This is a genomic window from Cytobacillus sp. EB106-05-05-XG126, from assembly GCF_058791715.1.
The window spans coordinates 1-17386 of sequence record NZ_JBYTDU010000011.1 but is presented as its reverse complement, the minus strand read 5'-3'; the positions used below and the strand labels follow the sequence as shown (position 1 = coordinate 17386).

14 protein-coding genes and 10 tRNA genes are annotated in these 17386 nt (G+C 32.6%); 2 read left to right on the top strand and 22 right to left on the bottom strand.

Features of this window, described 5'->3' with window-relative positions:
• Positions 1 to 647 precede the first annotated feature (647 nt).
• Complete coding sequence (locus AC3WTL_RS20530) at positions 648 to 1070, bottom strand: hypothetical protein (protein ID WP_492369955.1); 423 nt, start codon at positions 1068 to 1070, stop codon at positions 648 to 650.
• A 92-nt stretch (positions 1071 to 1162) separates the two neighbouring features.
• Between AC3WTL_RS20530 and AC3WTL_RS20525 the strand changes: the two genes are divergently transcribed.
• On the top strand, positions 1163 to 1465 hold the full coding sequence (locus tag AC3WTL_RS20525) for a hypothetical protein (protein ID WP_492369954.1): 303 nt from the start codon (positions 1163 to 1165) through the stop codon (positions 1463 to 1465).
• A 975-nt stretch (positions 1466 to 2440) separates the two neighbouring features.
• Here the strand turns inward: AC3WTL_RS20525 and AC3WTL_RS20520 are convergent.
• The 8 genes from AC3WTL_RS20520 to AC3WTL_RS20485 all read right to left on the bottom strand — a co-directional run bounded on the left by AC3WTL_RS20520 (position 2441) and on the right by AC3WTL_RS20485 (position 13142).
• On the bottom strand, positions 2441 to 3562 hold the full coding sequence (locus AC3WTL_RS20520) for a hypothetical protein (RefSeq protein ID WP_492369953.1): 1122 nt from the start codon (positions 3560 to 3562) through the stop codon (positions 2441 to 2443).
• 274 nt (positions 3563 to 3836) lie between these two features.
• Positions 3837 to 5780 carry an AAA family ATPase gene (locus AC3WTL_RS20515; RefSeq protein ID WP_492369952.1) on the bottom strand — a complete coding sequence of 648 codons (1944 nt, stop codon included), beginning with the start codon at positions 5778 to 5780 and terminating at the stop codon, positions 3837 to 3839.
• Positions 5780 to 6262 (bottom strand): ABC-three component system middle component 2, encoded by a 483-nt coding sequence (locus AC3WTL_RS20510; protein WP_492369951.1) that lies wholly within the window; start codon positions 6260 to 6262, stop codon positions 5780 to 5782. The genes AC3WTL_RS20515 and AC3WTL_RS20510 overlap by 1 nt, the downstream gene beginning before the upstream one ends.
• On the bottom strand, positions 6259 to 7344 hold the full coding sequence (locus AC3WTL_RS20505; protein WP_492369950.1) for a hypothetical protein: 1086 nt from the start codon (positions 7342 to 7344) through the stop codon (positions 6259 to 6261). The genes AC3WTL_RS20510 and AC3WTL_RS20505 overlap by 4 nt, the downstream gene beginning before the upstream one ends.
• Positions 7345 to 7358: 14 nt before the next feature.
• A complete protein-coding gene (gene avs1a, locus AC3WTL_RS20500; RefSeq protein ID WP_492369949.1) occupies positions 7359 to 8588 on the bottom strand; it encodes an AVAST type 1 anti-phage system MBL fold metallo-hydrolase Avs1a in 1230 nt (409 codons plus the stop codon).
• 551 nt (positions 8589 to 9139) lie between these two features.
• Entirely contained in the window at positions 9140 to 10663 is a 1524-nt protein-coding gene (locus tag AC3WTL_RS20495) for a phage major capsid protein (RefSeq protein WP_492369948.1), read from the bottom strand.
• Between the two features lie 645 nt (positions 10664 to 11308).
• Positions 11309 to 12787 carry a DEAD/DEAH box helicase family protein gene (locus AC3WTL_RS20490; RefSeq protein ID WP_492369947.1) on the bottom strand — a complete coding sequence of 493 codons (1479 nt, stop codon included), beginning with the start codon at positions 12785 to 12787 and terminating at the stop codon, positions 11309 to 11311.
• Positions 12788 to 12890: 103 nt separating this feature from the next.
• Positions 12891 to 13142 carry a hypothetical protein gene (locus AC3WTL_RS20485; RefSeq protein WP_492369946.1) on the bottom strand — a complete coding sequence of 84 codons (252 nt, stop codon included), beginning with the start codon at positions 13140 to 13142 and terminating at the stop codon, positions 12891 to 12893.
• A 256-nt stretch (positions 13143 to 13398) separates the two neighbouring features.
• Between AC3WTL_RS20485 and AC3WTL_RS20480 the strand changes: the two genes are divergently transcribed.
• Positions 13399 to 13638 carry a hypothetical protein gene (locus AC3WTL_RS20480; RefSeq protein WP_492369945.1) on the top strand — a complete coding sequence of 80 codons (240 nt, stop codon included), beginning with the start codon at positions 13399 to 13401 and terminating at the stop codon, positions 13636 to 13638.
• A gap of 75 nt (positions 13639 to 13713) precedes the next feature.
• Here the strand turns inward: AC3WTL_RS20480 and AC3WTL_RS20475 are convergent, their stop codons facing one another.
• The 13 genes from AC3WTL_RS20475 to AC3WTL_RS20415 form a co-directional block, all read right to left on the bottom strand.
• Positions 13714 to 13965 carry a hypothetical protein gene (locus tag AC3WTL_RS20475; RefSeq protein ID WP_492369944.1) on the bottom strand — a complete coding sequence of 84 codons (252 nt, stop codon included), beginning with the start codon at positions 13963 to 13965 and terminating at the stop codon, positions 13714 to 13716.
• Between the two features lie 27 nt (positions 13966 to 13992).
• Positions 13993 to 14994 (bottom strand): hypothetical protein, encoded by a 1002-nt coding sequence (locus AC3WTL_RS20470; protein ID WP_492369943.1) that lies wholly within the window; start codon positions 14992 to 14994, stop codon positions 13993 to 13995.
• A 162-nt stretch (positions 14995 to 15156) separates the two neighbouring features.
• Positions 15157 to 16083 carry a tyrosine-type recombinase/integrase gene (locus AC3WTL_RS20465; protein ID WP_492369942.1) on the bottom strand — a complete coding sequence of 309 codons (927 nt, stop codon included), beginning with the start codon at positions 16081 to 16083 and terminating at the stop codon, positions 15157 to 15159.
• Between the two features lie 120 nt (positions 16084 to 16203).
• Positions 16204 to 16285 (bottom strand) — tRNA-Leu (locus AC3WTL_RS20460).
• A gap of 23 nt (positions 16286 to 16308) precedes the next feature.
• Positions 16309 to 16397: transfer RNA gene (locus tag AC3WTL_RS20455), tRNA-Leu, on the bottom strand.
• Positions 16398 to 16425: 28 nt separating this feature from the next.
• A tRNA-Cys gene (locus tag AC3WTL_RS20450) sits at positions 16426 to 16499 on the bottom strand.
• Positions 16500 to 16517: 18 nt separating this feature from the next.
• Positions 16518 to 16592: transfer RNA gene (locus tag AC3WTL_RS20445), tRNA-Gly, on the bottom strand.
• Positions 16593 to 16596: 4 nt separating this feature from the next.
• Positions 16597 to 16671 (bottom strand) — tRNA-Gln (locus AC3WTL_RS20440).
• 58 nt (positions 16672 to 16729) lie between these two features.
• Positions 16730 to 16805, bottom strand: a tRNA-His gene (locus AC3WTL_RS20435).
• An 11-nt stretch (positions 16806 to 16816) separates the two neighbouring features.
• A tRNA-Trp gene (locus AC3WTL_RS20430) sits at positions 16817 to 16890 on the bottom strand.
• Positions 16891 to 16897: 7 nt separating this feature from the next.
• Positions 16898 to 16981 (bottom strand) — tRNA-Tyr (locus tag AC3WTL_RS20425).
• A 17-nt stretch (positions 16982 to 16998) separates the two neighbouring features.
• A tRNA-Thr gene (locus tag AC3WTL_RS20420) sits at positions 16999 to 17074 on the bottom strand.
• A gap of 16 nt (positions 17075 to 17090) precedes the next feature.
• A tRNA-Phe gene (locus tag AC3WTL_RS20415) sits at positions 17091 to 17163 on the bottom strand.
• Positions 17164 to 17386 lie beyond the last annotated feature (223 nt).

Here is a 17386-nt window from a genome sequence, read left to right as displayed (position 1 = left end):
TACTTTGATGCAGCTTCTTTGGGTTTTTAGTGAAGATGTGGTCTCTATCCTATACTTTGATGCAGCTTCTTTGGGTTCTTAGTGAAGATGTGGTCTCTATCCTATACTTTGACGCAACTTCTTTTAATTTTGATGAAGATGTAGTTTCTATCCTATGGTTTGACGCAACTTCTTTTAATTTTGAGAAGATGTAGTTTGTATCCTATGCTTTAACTTTTTCATTCTCGTTTGCTAATAAAGAGTTATCTACTTTGGAGCTACACCATATCCATTACTTGCTTCATTAATTCAAACTTGGTTTATCTTGTAGCATAGGAAGCTTCCGAACAGTTCAGAACTCTATTTCAAAACCACCCTCTGAACCGTTCGGAACTCTGCATTGAAACAATTGGTGATAATCAAAAAAATGGCTGTATAAATGATTAATGTCCTTCAAAATCAGCAGGGATATAAATTAACAACAAAAAAAGTTTTCCTATTAAGGAAACCTTTTTTTCAGATACCGGTGGTCGGGGTCGAACCGACACTCCAGAAGGAACACGATTTTGAGTCCGGTCGGTAACTAAAATGCTTATAAAACCAATAATCCCAACAGTGTAAGGAACTACTGATAAATTTAAATAACACGACTACTGACAATTATGCCTTTACTCTTTAAAATCGTCAATTCGATAATTAATTTTTTTGTTAAATTTTACTTGTCCCAATGCATGATATCTTTTTATTAACCTAGCTTCAACTTTTCTTGCTTCAATCAAATCATCAAACTCCCCGATAATCTTATATTCAATTTTCCCTTGTTCCATTAGTTGCCGATGTTCCGTGTTTCTTCGATTTGAATATCTTCTACACCTATACCAAACACCACTACCTACATACACCAATTCTCCGTTATACAAGTGTTCATAAACAATAAATTTATCGACCTTTCTAAGTTTATTCGGGTTGATGTTATGATTTTTAATTAATTGTATAACCTTTTGAAAAGTGAGTCCATAAATATTTGCTATATCTTCATTAGTCATTTTATCACTTAAATGTTCAATAAGTTGCTCCTTTGTAGGAAACATAAAATCACCTCGAGCTTCTTATATCGGGTGAATTTAAAATGTAAAATAAGAATGGTAAAATACTGTTAGAAAAGTTGATGGGGGATGTCGAAGTGAAGACAGCAGAAGAAATATTAAATTTACAACAAGAAACTTTTAATCTAAAAAAGGACATTGAATTTCTATCTAAAAAACTTGGAGTACATGATATGTATTTAAATCGCCTCAATAAGGAAAGAGAAAAGGAGGAAGAGCTGCTTCATGTGCAAAAGTATTCTGCAGAAGAAATGATGGAGATTGTTATGAACCTTAGCAAATGGGAGTCTAATGAAGAACGTCAAAAATTTTTATCAGAAATGTTTTACGAATTCTTCAATAATGAGAATAAGCCGAGGGTTGAAGAAGACTGGGAATAATAATAAAAAACACCTTGATTAATTGGTAATGAAAATGGCGTGTAAACTGACAACAGTTTTGACACGCCATTTTTTAATTTATGGAGTTTTTTAATCCTGGAAATATAAAGTGTCTTATGATGCTAAGCACCTCGTCACTTATAAGAAGGTAAATTATTTTATAAACCCGAATTGACCAGTTGCAAAATAATCCGACCATCTGCCGTCAGGTTTCTGCAAGAGAACGACTCACAAATCAAAATAACACTTCTTCCACTGTGGCCTTGCTCGAATTGTTCCTTCTCTACTTATTAGCGTAGTACTTGTTATACACTCTCATTTCACAATCATCGTTATCTATGCATAACCAAAGTTTTATCTTTTTTTCGTTCCCGTCACCTTCGTCAGTAGTTACCGTCTTATACTCAATCTCTTTCTCGTTTGTGTTTCCACACTCATAACATTCTCTAGCCATTTCATTCATCCTCCTATTCTTGTACTTTAATAGTCTTTCTTTAAGAATTATAATAGCTATTAATTGAAATGACGGTTAAATTGTCACCCAAAACGACAGGCTAAATGCCAACCTTTTTATGGTGTACAACAACTATTGTCATTAAAATTTATTATGTCATTTCATATTTCATTATTCTATTAAATATATCAAAAACCCTTTATACAAAAAGAAATTGGCACAGGTCATTCCCTATACCAATTAGATTGTCATTTTATTATAATGAACCTCAAAACGGAACGGTTTATTATAGTATCGAGGTGTTATTTTTGTGTTATAAAATCAATATTTTATATAAGGTTTAGATAGCAGCAATAATTAGTTTACTATAAAAGAAACGACAACAATAGATGTGGTCTGTTTCTTTTCCTGCTTCAATTTGGGTCACATAATTTAGGTAGAAAGCTTAACAATCTCCTATAAAACAAGCTCCAGTTTGTTGAAAAATTAAATGTAAAATATTTTTGATAAACAAGCATGGATTATCTTTTCAATCTGTATTTATGACGTATTTTTGAAAAACGTTTATATAAATGTACCTCCCAGGGTACTTCATAATCATATTCCTCTTTCACAGCATTCTGTAACCGTTTTAATACATTTTGTGGAATTTGATTAATGACACCTATTTCATCAAACTTAGTAAGGACTTCCTTTAAGAAAACCTTTATTCTTTCCCCTTCTATAGTGTTATAGCGATAAGACATCGTGTGGTTCTCTAAATTTATTCTTTTACAATTACCAATAAATCTATGGTTCGTGAATTTGCCTTTTGAAATAATGTTATCAAGTTTTGTATAAACTTCCCTATACTTATCTGAATTACTTCTTGCACCAACAACCAACAATATCCCCTTATTTCTTAAGAATAAAGCTGAATTATATAATTCATTTGAAAAATTCTCAACGGTATCATTATTTGTTAAAAAGTTACTGAATATAACAAGATTATTTCTAGTCTTATCTATTGAATGAGCAACATATTGATCACCGTCATCATCGTAATCCCAGTAAAAATATTCTCTATTAAAATCTATACCCTTAAAATCATTAAATTTGCCGTGATGGTAAGGAACATTGTAAAATACGTTTTCCTCACCTTCAATATAATTTGCGTACTCGGTAAAATGGTGAAGCCAATTTCTAAATCCTTGACTTTTCTCAACATATTGATTTTCTATTTGTTCAGGTGACTTTAAATTTTTCTCAGTACAATAATCCTTAATTAACGTGTAAATATCAGATAGAGCAAAAAGTGCTGGAGCCGGCCCAGTACCAACATCCATATTAGTTAAAATTCTCCGAATGGGGAATACATTTAACTCTATCATTTTTTTGTAAATTAACTGGAAGCGATGATACCTATCTAAAAAATGTAGGATTGCATATGCTTCTGCAGCACCTGATTCATCATATGTTATTTCGTCACAATTTTTCATAACATCTTCTAGACGTACTGCAATTTCTTTTGCACTCTCAACGCTATTTAATACACGCTTGATTACAAAACCTTGAATTCTATCAGCAATTAATGAAAACCTTTCGTAAAAAAGATTCCTTTCATTTGCCCATGATAAAAAATCTGCATTATTGAATTTGTCCATTACCTTCTCCTGATATGTTTTTATAATTTTAACAATATAAATATAGCATAATATACCAATTCAAAAGACGATTAATTTCGCTTACTTTATTAAAAATTGGCTTTCACAAACTGATCCTTTTTTGAAAAAATATAAACACCCTTCTTCTCCTAATTCGTTAATTGAAGAATAGAAAATAAAATCCTCATTTTATTTATAAAAAACTACACCTATTTGATAGGTGTAGCTAAGATAAAATTAATACTTTATTATATTTCAAACATTAAATTGCGTTTTATGGATTTTCAATATCATCAATTAATCCATAAGGAAGATCCTTCGTTCCTTTTCCATCAAATATTTTAATGAGATCATTTTGATTTAAGAATTCTGGATAACCATTGTTTATAACTATCAACTGCAAATCATTAATTACTTCCACTACTTCTCCCTTATCTTTACCACTACTATTAGTAGAATTATTTGTTATTGAAATAAAATACTTAATTATTGAATTAAATATTTCCTCATCTTTAAATTCATCATTATTCTTAGCATCTGCACCAAGGTTCTTCCTTGGGGAGTCAATTATTAAAAATCCAGGATGATTTTTACTATTTGTCTTTAATAATGCAATAGAAAGAAAGTAAGCCATTGTTGTCATTGTTATGGCTCCACCACTACCTAACTCATCATATTTCACACCCCGAACATAAGGTAAATAGTTGGAATCTTTAATATAGGCTTCACTTAATTTTGGAAAATTGAACTCTTTTAGAATATTATTGAATAAAACGGACAGATTTTTGATAACATCATCTTTAGTGACAGTATCATGTTCTAAGTTTTCTATTTCCTTTTTTAATCCCTCAAATAAACTCTCTTCTTCTAATATTCTTTCATTTAATTTAGAAAAATGACCTATTACAACTAAATTATGCTCAAGTTGTTCCAAATTTTTGTAAATGTTACCGATTTCAAAATTTATTTGTTCAATTTGCTCAATAAATGGACTAATATAGTCATTTCTTAATCTATCAAGTTCTCTTTGTTTACTGTGTAATTTCTCATTTTTTTCCCTTCTAATTTTTTTCAGTTCACTCAAAGAGAACTCCTGTGATTCAATGAAACTGGTTAAGGCATTAAATTTTTTCTTTATTCTAATAAGTTCACTTTTATATATCCTTATCTCTGATTCTGAAAGATCCTTTAATTCACTACCACATAAGTTGCAACCTTTTTTTTCCTCGATTGCATTAAGACATGAAGGGCATATTTCAAAGTCAATTTTATTGAGTACCACAGCACCCTCTAAGATAAATTCAATTTTTTGAATTTCACTTGAGTATTGATTTCTAAGTAAAATTAGTTTTTCTATATATTTAATTTTATCTTGAATTTCCAATTCATTGGTGATAATATTCCCCTTAAGTTTTGCTATTTCTTCTTCTAAACTTAAAGTAAGTTCATCATCGTACTTTCCTGAAGCCTTTATCTCTATTAGTTTTTTATTCTTTTCACTTAGAAGCTGGTTTAGAGTCTCCTTTTCCTTTAGAATTTCATCTACATCCGCAATTTTTATTTCTTTTAAAAATTCGTAAACACCATCTCGTTTTTTAACTAGTATATTAATATACTGACCCTTTTCTTTTAACTTTTGTTTTAGATTACCTAACAAATCATTATAAATATTAAATATTATTTCAAATGTAGGGCGTCTCTTTATACTTGAACCCCAGTCCTTTTCCTTCAATAAATTTTCAGAGTCTATAGTTGATTGTCTCACATAACAATATTTGAACAAGTCTCTATAACTGAAAGTTTGATTAGCAACTGTAATATTAGCAAGACCAATTTCGTTTAACAAGAATGCTGATAGAGAAGCTTCATTGGCTGGAGTATCAATAGGCAAAAGCTCAAAATCTTCACTGAAAGAATTTTTTTCTTTTATCCATCTAAATAATTTAACAGGTCTATTAAAATCAAATAATGGCCTCACTATTTTAAACTTTCGATCCCCAATAAAAAATTGAAGCTCTACTTCCTTACAGCTGTTCCTTATCTCAATATAGGCATTATGTTTCTCACTTCCAAAAGCATAATTAATCATTTCAGCAATTGATGATTTCCCTGTTGACATAGGACCAGAAATAAAATTTAAACCCCTTTTAAATTCTACTTCATAGTTTTTCCTAAATCCTATTAGTGTAAGTTTTTCCAATAAAATTCTTTTACTCATCAGTTATCATCCCTAGTACTTTTTAACGATTCATTAATAATCTGACTTTCTATTATTGAATCACTTAATTTTGAAACTTCTTTCTTTATAAAATCTGCAATACTATTTAATTCATAAGAATAACTGCTTTCAAACCTTTTTAATACATTAATACCTCTTTTATTAATTCGGTAACATAAGTCAGTACCAATAATAACTTTATCAATTAATTTTTTCCCAATTAAATAACGAAGATATAAGTTATATTCATCTCTATCTGGCTGCCAATGAAAATAGGAATAAAACTCATTAAAGTCTTTTGAGCTATTGTTTCTTACTTCTTTAGGCAGCATAGTTTGAGGGAATTTCATATAAAAATCGTATAGCATAATTTTATATAAATTTAATTTGAAAGTTTTTCTTGTATCAAATTTTGAAATTAATATTAATATTCTAGTTGAATTTAATATTATATCCCTATTAACTAAATTCAACTCACTCATTTTGAATGCTCCTTCTCTTCTAGATAGCTTTTCAACCTATTTTTATAGTTTTTAGTCCATCCAACTTTACATTCATCCGAAAACTGATGGAGTATACCCTTTTTTACCATTAAAGGTAGTTCAGGAGTACTTTTAAGAGTACTTTCATTTAAGTCTTCAACTCGTGCATAGACTTTCGTTAATAATTCTCTACCATCAAATTCATCATTATATGAGAGGTGTTGGGTACGCCAAACACTTTTAATATTGTTCTGTAACATAGAAAAATTTTTTAATTCAGTAGATATGTTTCTACTTTCAATTGAAGTCTTTGCAATCTCCGCATTGAAAAATTCTTGTTGAAAATCTTCGTGTTCAAAGATTTGTGCGGATTCTAACTTGGCTATAAAAACTGACTCCGAATAATTACTATCATCATCTAACTCATATATTTCATCCATTATAAAGTTGTGACTAAACTCTTTAATTGGAATATCAAAATATTGTAATACATCTTTAAGCCTCTCAATACTAATACAACCTAAAGATATTGCCTTTCCCCCAGCTTTAGATTCTGTAAGTAATACTCCTACTAACTGTTGTTTTATAAATAATGGAGCTCCAGATAAACCTCCAAAATCTTTTATATTTGATGTATGGTTTAGATCAATATCCCAATCAAATGGTCTTGTCATATGTTGGGTAACCCGTCTAGAAACTTCACTTTTTATCCATTGACCCATTTGCCATTTAACAACCGGGTATCCAAATGTTTCATATTTATCATCTTTTTCTATCTCGTAATTACAAAACGATAAATAAACATCTGTATCCACGTTTTCCTCTAGCTCCAAAATAACAATGGGACTATTTATACTTGGAGGTATATCAAGAGGCTTCGCTTTTCGGAGAAAGGGTTTACTATTAATATTACAAAATTCAAGAAAAATTTGTTTATTTTCGTCGTAGTAATCTTCAATAGCATGTCTTGCTGTTATTGCTTTATTTGGCGAGATAAGAAAAGCTGTTGCTTTTTCACAATCTTTTGTTTCCCCACATGTTAATTTACATACTGCTTTTTCTAACCTTACAAAATTAGCCATTATTTGTTACACCTCTATAAGTCTATTGCTTTAAATGTTTCACCATTACCAATTTCAACATCGAAGGTATATTCTTTCTTTAAATTCTCATTAAACAGCTCACTCTCCAAAGGATAGTTGAACATAAGACACCTTTTTTGTCCTCTTCGAGAAATAATCCTGGCAATTGTTTCAGAATTAGGATGATTGTGTTTCTGGCCATTTGTTGAAAAAAAATAAATAGGTGATTCAATCAGGGTAAGTAATTCAGGACTAGTGTTTCTATTACTCCCGTGATGGGAAACCTTAATAAAATCAAAGTATGTATTATATTGACACTCTTTTTTTAACCTCTCCATTTCCTTATATATATCTTGAGGGTGTGAATCTGCTAGGAATAATAACTTTTTATTTTTATATTCGATAATAAAAGAAATTGAGGACCTATTGGCCACTGATGTATCGTTTTTTATTTTTCTCTTTAAAAGTGACTCTAACTGTAGGTTCTGATCTTTGTGTGAGACGTCTTTATCCTCTTCAATATCATCATAACTATCTTTATTCAATAAAAAAAATTCATAAGCATCATCAAAGAGTTCATCATCAGTTATCTTAAAATCATATTTATCTTTCTTTAGTTCCTTAATCCACATTTTTTTTAACTTATTTAAACTCTCCAAACTTGGCGAGAGAATTCGAACTTTTATATCAGGAGTTAAATTAATAGTATCAGGAGTATTACATTTAACTGCTGAACCACCAACCGTACTATTCCAATTATATTTGCCATGATATATTAATCCTGCTAGAGTAGAACCATCTCTTGCACTTATATCCTTACTTTGATTTTGTTGGTCATCCTTTTTATCTCGACGATTATTTTTTCCTCTATTTACTATATCGTGAAGTATTGATTTTTCATCTGGGTTTAATCCAGTCTCATTCTTTGCTAAATTAAGATGTCTATAACTGTTGTGCCAAATTTCATCTATTCTTATAACTTGCGGATTTTCACCTGATTTATTTTCATTTAATAATTCAATTATCCCTTCTATATGATCTGAATCTATATGAGTCACAACCACTAAATTTAAACATTCCCCAACTTTATTCAGTTCTTCAAGTCTTGCTTTTAAAAAATTATGGTAAGTCTCGGAATATCCTCCATCAATTAAAATATGAGTTTTATTTTTATCCTTTCCTATACTCACCAAAAAGCAGTCACCTTCTTGGGCTGGAAAACTTTCAATTCTAATTTCCGACATTTTTCTTCCCTACTTTTTACCCTTATTTTAGCATAAGGTAAATTCTGTATATAGATTAAAAGAAAAAACAGAGTAAATTTATTCAGTTATAGGTTCTTATTAAGGAGTTTCACGGCCTTTTGGGGTTTTGGTACCTTCGCAAAAAAGAAACCTCCCCTCGTTATTTCCAGCGTATAAGCTTTTTTTCTAGAAGAAGTAGGGGGATAGTTAAACTTAACCCCATTTTGACTCAATACGCGTTCTAACGACTTGGTAGCTTACTTTCTCTAAACCCTTCTTAACTAAATGATTATTCACTGCATCTAAGACGTATCGACGACCTTTTTTTATATCATGTTCATTAAGTAGAGTGGCGTAATAGTCGACTAAAATATTTGCATACATACATCTGTAATCTCGATCGTTCATGTATGGTACTAAGACTTTAAGAGCGTGAAGTTTATCATTAATGTGATTCATCAATTTTTTATCATTCCTTCCTATATTGGTTGCAAAAACAAATAAAAGAAGGAGCAGTCCATAAGACCACTCCTTACAAATTACTCTCGGAATTAAGATATAACTAACTTAGTGAAAGCATCAGAATTATAAACTGATCCATCTAAGTAAACGTCGAACAAGAAACCAACTGAACCACGAAGAGCGTGATCAGTATCTTGAACCATAGTCATTTGAGCACCCTTCTTAATCATCACCGCGTAACCATATTCCATAGAGCCAACAATAACTGGAGTTTGTCCGGTAGCATCCCCACTTTCTAAAGAAGAAGAAATTACAACCTCTAGACCAAATAGAGTGTAAGTCACGCGACCATTAACTACTCCATTTTGTATATAGAAATGACCTGCAGCATCCTTCATTTTTGATACTCGATTGAAGAAAGGACGAGACATAATAAATTGGGATTCCGACAGATATTCTGGAAGTATATTTAAAGTCATATCAAGTAAGGCATCTAAAAGCTCTTGATCAGATGCTGCTGCTGTTATGTTGAAAGATTGAATATTTGAATCTGGAACTATTCCACGAAACTCTTCAGCAGACGTTCCACGAAGAATTGATTGTTCCACAGCTTTGAAAACTCGTTTCGCTAATAGATTAGGAACATAGACTTCCATTTGTGTAGCTGCATCGTTAATCAATTGACGTGTTAATGCCATGTAAGAACCAACTCTCTTCTGATTGAGAGCAATCTCTCCAATACTCATACTATCTTCTAGTAAGTTTTGACCTTCTCCAACAAATGAACCTATACCAACTGCAGTTTCACGAGGAATTTTTAGTGAACCACTTACAGAATGAAATTTCTTAGCTCTTGCAAATAACGGAGAAAGTTCGTCAAGTTTTTCAACAATCATATCTACAACTGTTTCCGGAATAACCGCTTCCGAGCCAGAAGTCATTTGAAGATTTCTTAAGTTGTCATTAAACTCGCGGATTTCACTTTCTTTTCTAATTTCTAATTCTGTTTTTTGACTTGTACCATATCTGAATTCTTGTTTGTTCATTTGATTAAATTTCCCCTTTTCTAAATTTGTAGGTATTTTCGGATTTTCGATAATCTCGATTGATCGAGCACTTAAAGTAGATTGACTATAAGCAGGATTTTTCACGGCCGATACTTCAAAGAGTTCAAGCTCGTGTATTGTTCTTTCAGCAAGTCCACTTGGACTCTGTTTCCAGGAATCACGAATAGTTCTAAAGCCGAAAGACATATTTCGTAAAATACCTGAGCTGATTAATTCGTAATAATCTTTTCCATAGCTTGTCGGAACTATATTTGCGGACATAAAAAGACCAATCTCATCTTCAGTAAGTTCAAGAGATTGGTTACGAGTAGAAGCTAATATCTTTTTTGAATCGTGCTCAGCAAGGAAATCAATGTCATATTTAGCGTTTTTGATTGCTCTAGAAAATGTACCAGGAGCAATTTTCTCGACGAATTTTTTCGCGCTGCCAAGAACATTAGATAGTTTCCCAACATGATTCACGTACCCGGACACAGTCATCGATCCATCTTCTTTAGCCCGTAACGTTAGGTCTTGAACTCGTAGTTCAATTTTGTTATTCATCATTTCACCTCAATTATTGCAGTTGCTGATCAATCAGCTTTTATATATTGCAAATGACCTCGAGAAAAAACTCAACTACAAGAGAAAGCTTCGGAGGAAATCTCAATGGAAAGACTCTCGAGGTCATTTGGAAAACCTAAAAAAAAGCTACTGAAATTAATCAGAAGCCTCTGTTCTGAAGATACTCAGAACTTAACTTGGCAATGTTCGCCTAGTCATTTGGCTTTGAATAAGAGAGAAACGTAAACATCCAATCGCTAAAGGGTAGTTTTTTAATAGTCGCTACTTAAAGTAGCGCCTAATCATATATAAATTTAATTAATTTAAAAGGGGTGAGAAGATGGTAAGGAGTCAACCAGAGCTTCTCAAAGTGTAGTCATTTAAATATGGAACTATGTTTTCCAAGGAAAATTGTGAAGAATTAATCTTAGTAACTAAGCATCTCCTGATAAAATGCTAGTTACTCATTCTTAATTTGTTTAGCAAATCATCTTATCCTTATATTATATATGTGCACAAGTGAAAAGTTTTTTTAGTAAATAATTAAACTTTTAATAAAAAAAATAAGCCATCTTTTGATGACTTAAAACTTGTTCCAAATTTGTTATATTTCTATTTATATAAGAAAAGTAACTTTTTTGGAACAATCTATGATACTTCGTTCAAAATCCAATACATTTTGCCTCTGTATTTGCCTTTAGTTTCTTTCGTACTTTCAATAATATAGGGAATATTGTTTTCTTCAAAGAAAGCATTAATAGTTTTCATACCAACTTTAGAAGAGCCATTTTTCGCTCTCAATCCGTATTTATTACAGATCATATCAACTAATTCTTGCTGTTGTTCTTTGAAGATTTTTTTACCAACGTAATTATCAACAATATCAAGTTTGATAAAATTTTCACGCTTTAATTGTTCCAAATCAATATAGGGAGTGTTTGGAAAGTATTTACTAATAGCGACTTCGAATCCATGTTCATTCATAAATTCGTAGTAGTCATATTGATAACATAATGACGCTAACCCAGTATTTGAAACAACTAATCGTGGATATTGTTGTTGGCTAATTGGATCAATAACCGTACTAAGATAAAAAGCTTTCATAGATTTATGAATAATGTCTAACCCGTATTCTTTAATAAATTCTATTTCTCCAAGCACACAGAATTTATTGTGATAACCAAGTTGTTTATCAAGATACCGTAACTTAGCAAGGATAGATTTCTTTGATATTTTTTTGTAGTAATAATCTACTTTTTCATCTCTCACTCGAGCAGGTGCTTGAACAAAAGAGTCAATATCACTTATTCCATGATTTATTACAGTTTTAAGTTGCTTATCTTTAATTTCAGTTGCTTCGGTTAAAAGTTTAGTAGTATTAAGAACATCAACTTCAAATTTTTGTGTAGCAGCAATTTGGTTAAATTCTAATGAATTTTCTCTATTGCCTGCATGAAGAATAGCACTATTACCAAACTTGAAATCTGAAGTAGTATCGATTGAATTATGAAACACAAGAACTTTATTTTTTTGTTTAAGTCCATTATCAATTACAGCCAAGATTGTTTCATCTTGTTCGTATCGATACAAGTTGTCGATGTTGTTATTGTAATAATTAGCTTCTTTCAGAATTTCTAATTTATTTTTCCAAGGTAAGTAATAAAGACCTTCGTAAGTTCCTGTCATAAGGATTTTGATAGCTTTTGTATTATTATTTAGAAAGTTAAATACTAATTCTGTTTGTGTATTAAAAACAGCATCACTTACAAGAGCATGGGCTTCATCATGAACTATATAATCAAAATAATGAATATCTGGATTGTTACGCTTAATCATGTTCGCAAAAGTTTGGTATGATTCAGTTCTAAATAATCCGCCTAAGAATTGACGTTCACATTCTTCTTTATATGGTGCCAAATAAGCTTTTTGCTGCTCTTTCGTTTGAGCTCTATGAGATAGAATTAAAGTTCTCTTTCTTTCTTCAAAAGCATATGGTAGCAAAACGTTACGCGCCCAATAATTTTTTCCACTACCCATTTCACTACCGATAAGATAGTTATGACCAGTCACCATTTTTTTGATTTCATTCACTGTAACAATATCACTCACATAAGTTTTATTTTCCATGAAAATTCCTCCTATTAAATTTATCTTTGTTATATCTACTCGAGCAAAAATGTAAATCAACAGGAGAATAAAATTGTGATTTTATAATAAAAAAGACCGAGCATTATGCCCGATCCAAACTTTCAACTAGGAATTTAATGACAATATCTTCTTCATCCTCTGGACCAATTGCCTCAATATATTCTTCATAAGCTCGTTCCATTGCTTCAGGAGATAATAATTCCTCAATATATTTTATTTTTTCATATAGAGATTTTGACTCTCCACAGTAGTGGCGAGAAAGATATAAATCTATTAACCATCCTTCAAGATCAATTCCAGACTTCGAATTAATTTGTTCAATAAAATTTTCCATTTGTATGACCTCCATAAATTGTTTTCATCTTACTTAGTCTGTGTATATCATGTAAAACAAAAATGGAATCTGGAAATTCAAGCCATATAGCTTCATTTTAGACTTTGGTATGTATTTAAATTAGATATAAAAATCGAAGCCATACGGACTGAATATGGGCTTGTGGGAGCAATCCTAATCTCCCTGGATAACGGGTATAAAGAAAAAATTGAAAGTGTTACAATAGTCATTATAAGAAAAGAAAGTAGGTAGTATTATGGAGGAGAAATTTGCATTAAATGAACAGACACTTCGCTTTATTATGGAGTTTGAGAAGAATGTAGATTCAGGAAAGACCTTTACTACTCAAGAGTTAGTGGATATTTTTAAAGGGTCAACTTTCTATAAATTACAATTTAACTCTTATAAAAAAACTCCAAATAATTCAATGTGGTATGCCCTAAGAAGAAGTGAAATGTGGGTAAAGATTAGGAATGGAACATATATGAAAAAGTAAAGAGAGATAGTAAACTTTATCTCCCTTTTTCCGTTAATACGTGTCGAACATGGATTATGAGAGCTTTCAATAAACTCACTTTTTCTTATTTTGTTTAACTATTTGTAACTCAATCAGATCTAGCTTCCTTCCTAATGAAAAATATTGCTCTCGAAGTTCTTTTCCTAATACATCGAGATCTTTTTCAATAGCATCCAACTTTCCTTCTATTACTGCTATTCTTCTGCCATAATTAGAATCAATTTTATCGTACTGTTCACGTAGACCTATCACCACCTGACGGTTACTCTTTACTATTTCATTTACGATGAATTTTTCGTCTCTCATATACAATTAACTCCCCCAAAACAATCTCTATATCATCCCATAAGCACATTTAAGGGAAAGATAGATATAATTATTACTCTCCCTTAATTTGTAACACGGTGCCATCCAGGACTTCTTATTGCTATCCTTATGATTACTAATAGGGTAACTCGTCAACCTCTTCTTCAAGCCAATTATAAAAAGGTAAGTTCTTTTTGGCATCATAGCTAGTTCTTGCATTTTTTCTGTATAATCAGCAAAATCATCTGATTTTTTATAATCGGTATGGTCACACATTTTCTCAAGTGATTTATAAGCATATCCCCTTATCTTTTCTTCAGGAACATTTTTATACCTTCCACTTTCGACTGTTTCGTTTGCAAACCTTTCAACTAAAGTATTCCATTGTTTTTTTGAATATCTTCCAGTTGAAAAAGTAGTATAGAAATCATTGGCAGCATTGATCAATAAAGACTTAAATTGACTTGGATTTAATGAATTGGTAATCGGTTCTTGATAATTATCAATTATTTCTTTTTTGTCTTTATATTGTTCTTTTTTATTTTTCTTTTTAATACTCGAACCTTTTTGGCAATCCTTGCCTGACCCTTTAGATAAAGCAAGGTATTCCTTTTTGTCATAGCTGGTAGAGTCGTTTGGCCCCTCCAGTATGGGGTTTGTTGGTTGCATCAGGTCTTCCCTTTTGTCAGAGCTGGAAAGTAGTTCGTGAACAATTTTATCTTTAATGTGGAAATACTTTTTCGATGGAACCCCCATTATTCGGGTTTCAATGTACCCAGCTTGTTCTAATTCTTTGACTGCTTTCATTTGCTGTTTATATGTAAGAGCTGTTTCTTCTTCCAAAGTTTCTGCTGTTAAGAAAAAGTATTCTTTTCCATCACGAATAGTTAACATTTCCTTACTTCCAAAGCTTTCGTAACTAGAACATAACTGTCCGAAAATGATTGCTCCATTTACTGATACTTTGTGAGCTAACTCCTTGTTGTACATAACAAAACCCTTACCACTTAATAATGATACTAATTTCATTTTTCCTTCTCCTTCTTCTCTTGACACAGAGGAAAAAGACTTGCTATCATTTTCATATAGAAGTTAATTCTTCTGCGATGTGTAATAAGAGATGGTAGAGCCGCCAAACTCATATGCCATCTCTTTTATTATTATAGTGTGACGAACACACGTTCGTAAACCTTATATATTTAATCCCTTAAGTGCTCCAAATTGTTTATGCTTTAGTTCTATATCCGCTCCCCACAAGTTGACATATCTTTTAGTTATTGTCATATCACTGTGACCAAGAATGGTCATAAGGGTAAAAGCATCCACACCTGCCATAATCATTCTTTTTGCCATGGTATGTCTAAAAGTATGTGGGCTTACTCTTTTGCCTATCTTTGCTTCTTTTCCGTACTTAGTAAATCTGGTTTGAATGCTATGAGGAATAAGTTTTTCGTTATCCCGACTAATAAACAGCCTTTTTGTCTCCAGTTCACCTCTTATAATTACGTATCTCTTTAGCTGCTCTTGAGTGATATCAGATAAGTAAACAGTCCTCTCAAACAAATTCTTCGTCTTTCTGATAATAATCTTATTCCCCTGAACATCTTCAACATTAATCCCAACCAATTCAGATAGTCGAACTCCAGTATCAAGAAAAATAAGCAAAATAACCTCATCGCGAAAACCTATAAATGTTTTTTGTTTTCTAATGACTTTAAGTAAAGACTCAATTTCATTTTTATCTAAAGTTTCTATTGTCTTTTGTCTATCCCTCAATAGTTTAATGTTCTTCATTGGACTCACATTAATTAGTTTGTTTTTAACCAGGAAGTTGTTAAAAGCTCTAAGTGCTCGTAATCGAGTATTAATGGTAGTTACCTTCATGATCTTTCTGCTTTGAATGATTAAATCCTCAATATCCTTCTGATTGCAATTAACAAGTTCCTTATTCAAGAGAAGCTTAGCAGCATGAAATTCATTTTTGTAATACTCAATTGTTGCTGGCCTTAAATTACGCAAATAACAATCCTTAAAGAACTTTTCGAAGGCTTCTTCATCAGTAATTTTCTTTCTTATAATTTGAAGTTCTTCCTTAGTTAATTCTTTTCGTCTTGCCATACATACCTCCTTACGCACACGATTCAGTGCACACGATTTTTGTTTTTTTTAGTCGTGTTAGAAGGCAAAGAAAAAAGGCCTCAACATTAAGTTGAGACCTTGATTCTAAAGCATTTCAGATACCGGTGGTCGGGGTCGAACCGACACTCCAGAAGGAACACGATTTTGAGTCGTGCGCGTCTGCCAATTCCGCCACACCGGCATATTAAAATGGTATAAATCTTGTGGTGCCGAGGACCGGAATCGAACCGGTACGGTAGTCACCTACCGCAGGATTTTAAGTCCTGTGCGTCTGCCAGTTCCGCCACCCCGGCGTATATCAGCGAATCAAGATTTAGATTATGGAGGCGGCAACCGGATTCGAACCGGTGGTAAAGGTTTTGCAGACCTCTGCCTTACCACTTGGCTATGCCGCCATAAAAAGAAAGAAATTCTGGAGCGGAAGACGGGATTCGAACCCGCGACCCCCACCTTGGCAAGGTGATGTTCTACCACTGAACTACTTCCGCAAAATGGCTGGGCTAGCAGGATTCGAACCTGCGAGTGACGGAGTCAAAGTCCGGTGCCTTACCGCTTGGCTATAGCCCAATGATCATTTGATAATACATTTATATGAGAGTTACACTTGTACTGTTACATTAAAATATGGGGCGACTGATGGGAATCGAACCCACGAGTGTCGGAGCCACAATCCGATGCGTTAACCACTTCGCCACAGCCGCCATAACAATATTGGCAGGGGTAGTAGGAATCGAACCCACATCAAAGGTTTTGGAGACCTTCGTTTTACCATTAAACTATACCCCTATATAAATGGTGGAGGGGGGCAGATTCGAACTGCCGAACCCGAAGGAGCGGATTTACAGTCCGCCGCGTTTAGCCACTTCGCTACCCCTCCATATTAACATAAAAAAGTGGTGCCGGCGAGAGGACTTGAACCCCCAACCTACTGATTACAAGTCAGTTGCTCTACCAATTGAGCTACACCGGCTAATCACAAAACAAGGTGGCTCAGGACGGAATCGAACCGCCGACACAAGGATTTTCAGTCCTTTGCTCTACCGACTGAGCTACTGAGCCATATTAAGATATTTCGCCTAAATAAAATTCGGCTACGTCCTTCGTCCCGATTTATCAATCGGTACGCTGAAGTATTTCAAGGCAGCTTATTCGGTCGTGCTCTACCGACTGAGCTACTGAGCCATAAATTTATTTATATTGTGAAAAAATGGCGGTCCGGACGGGACTCGAACCCGCGACCTCCTGCGTGACAGGCAGGCATTCTAACCAACTGAACTACCGG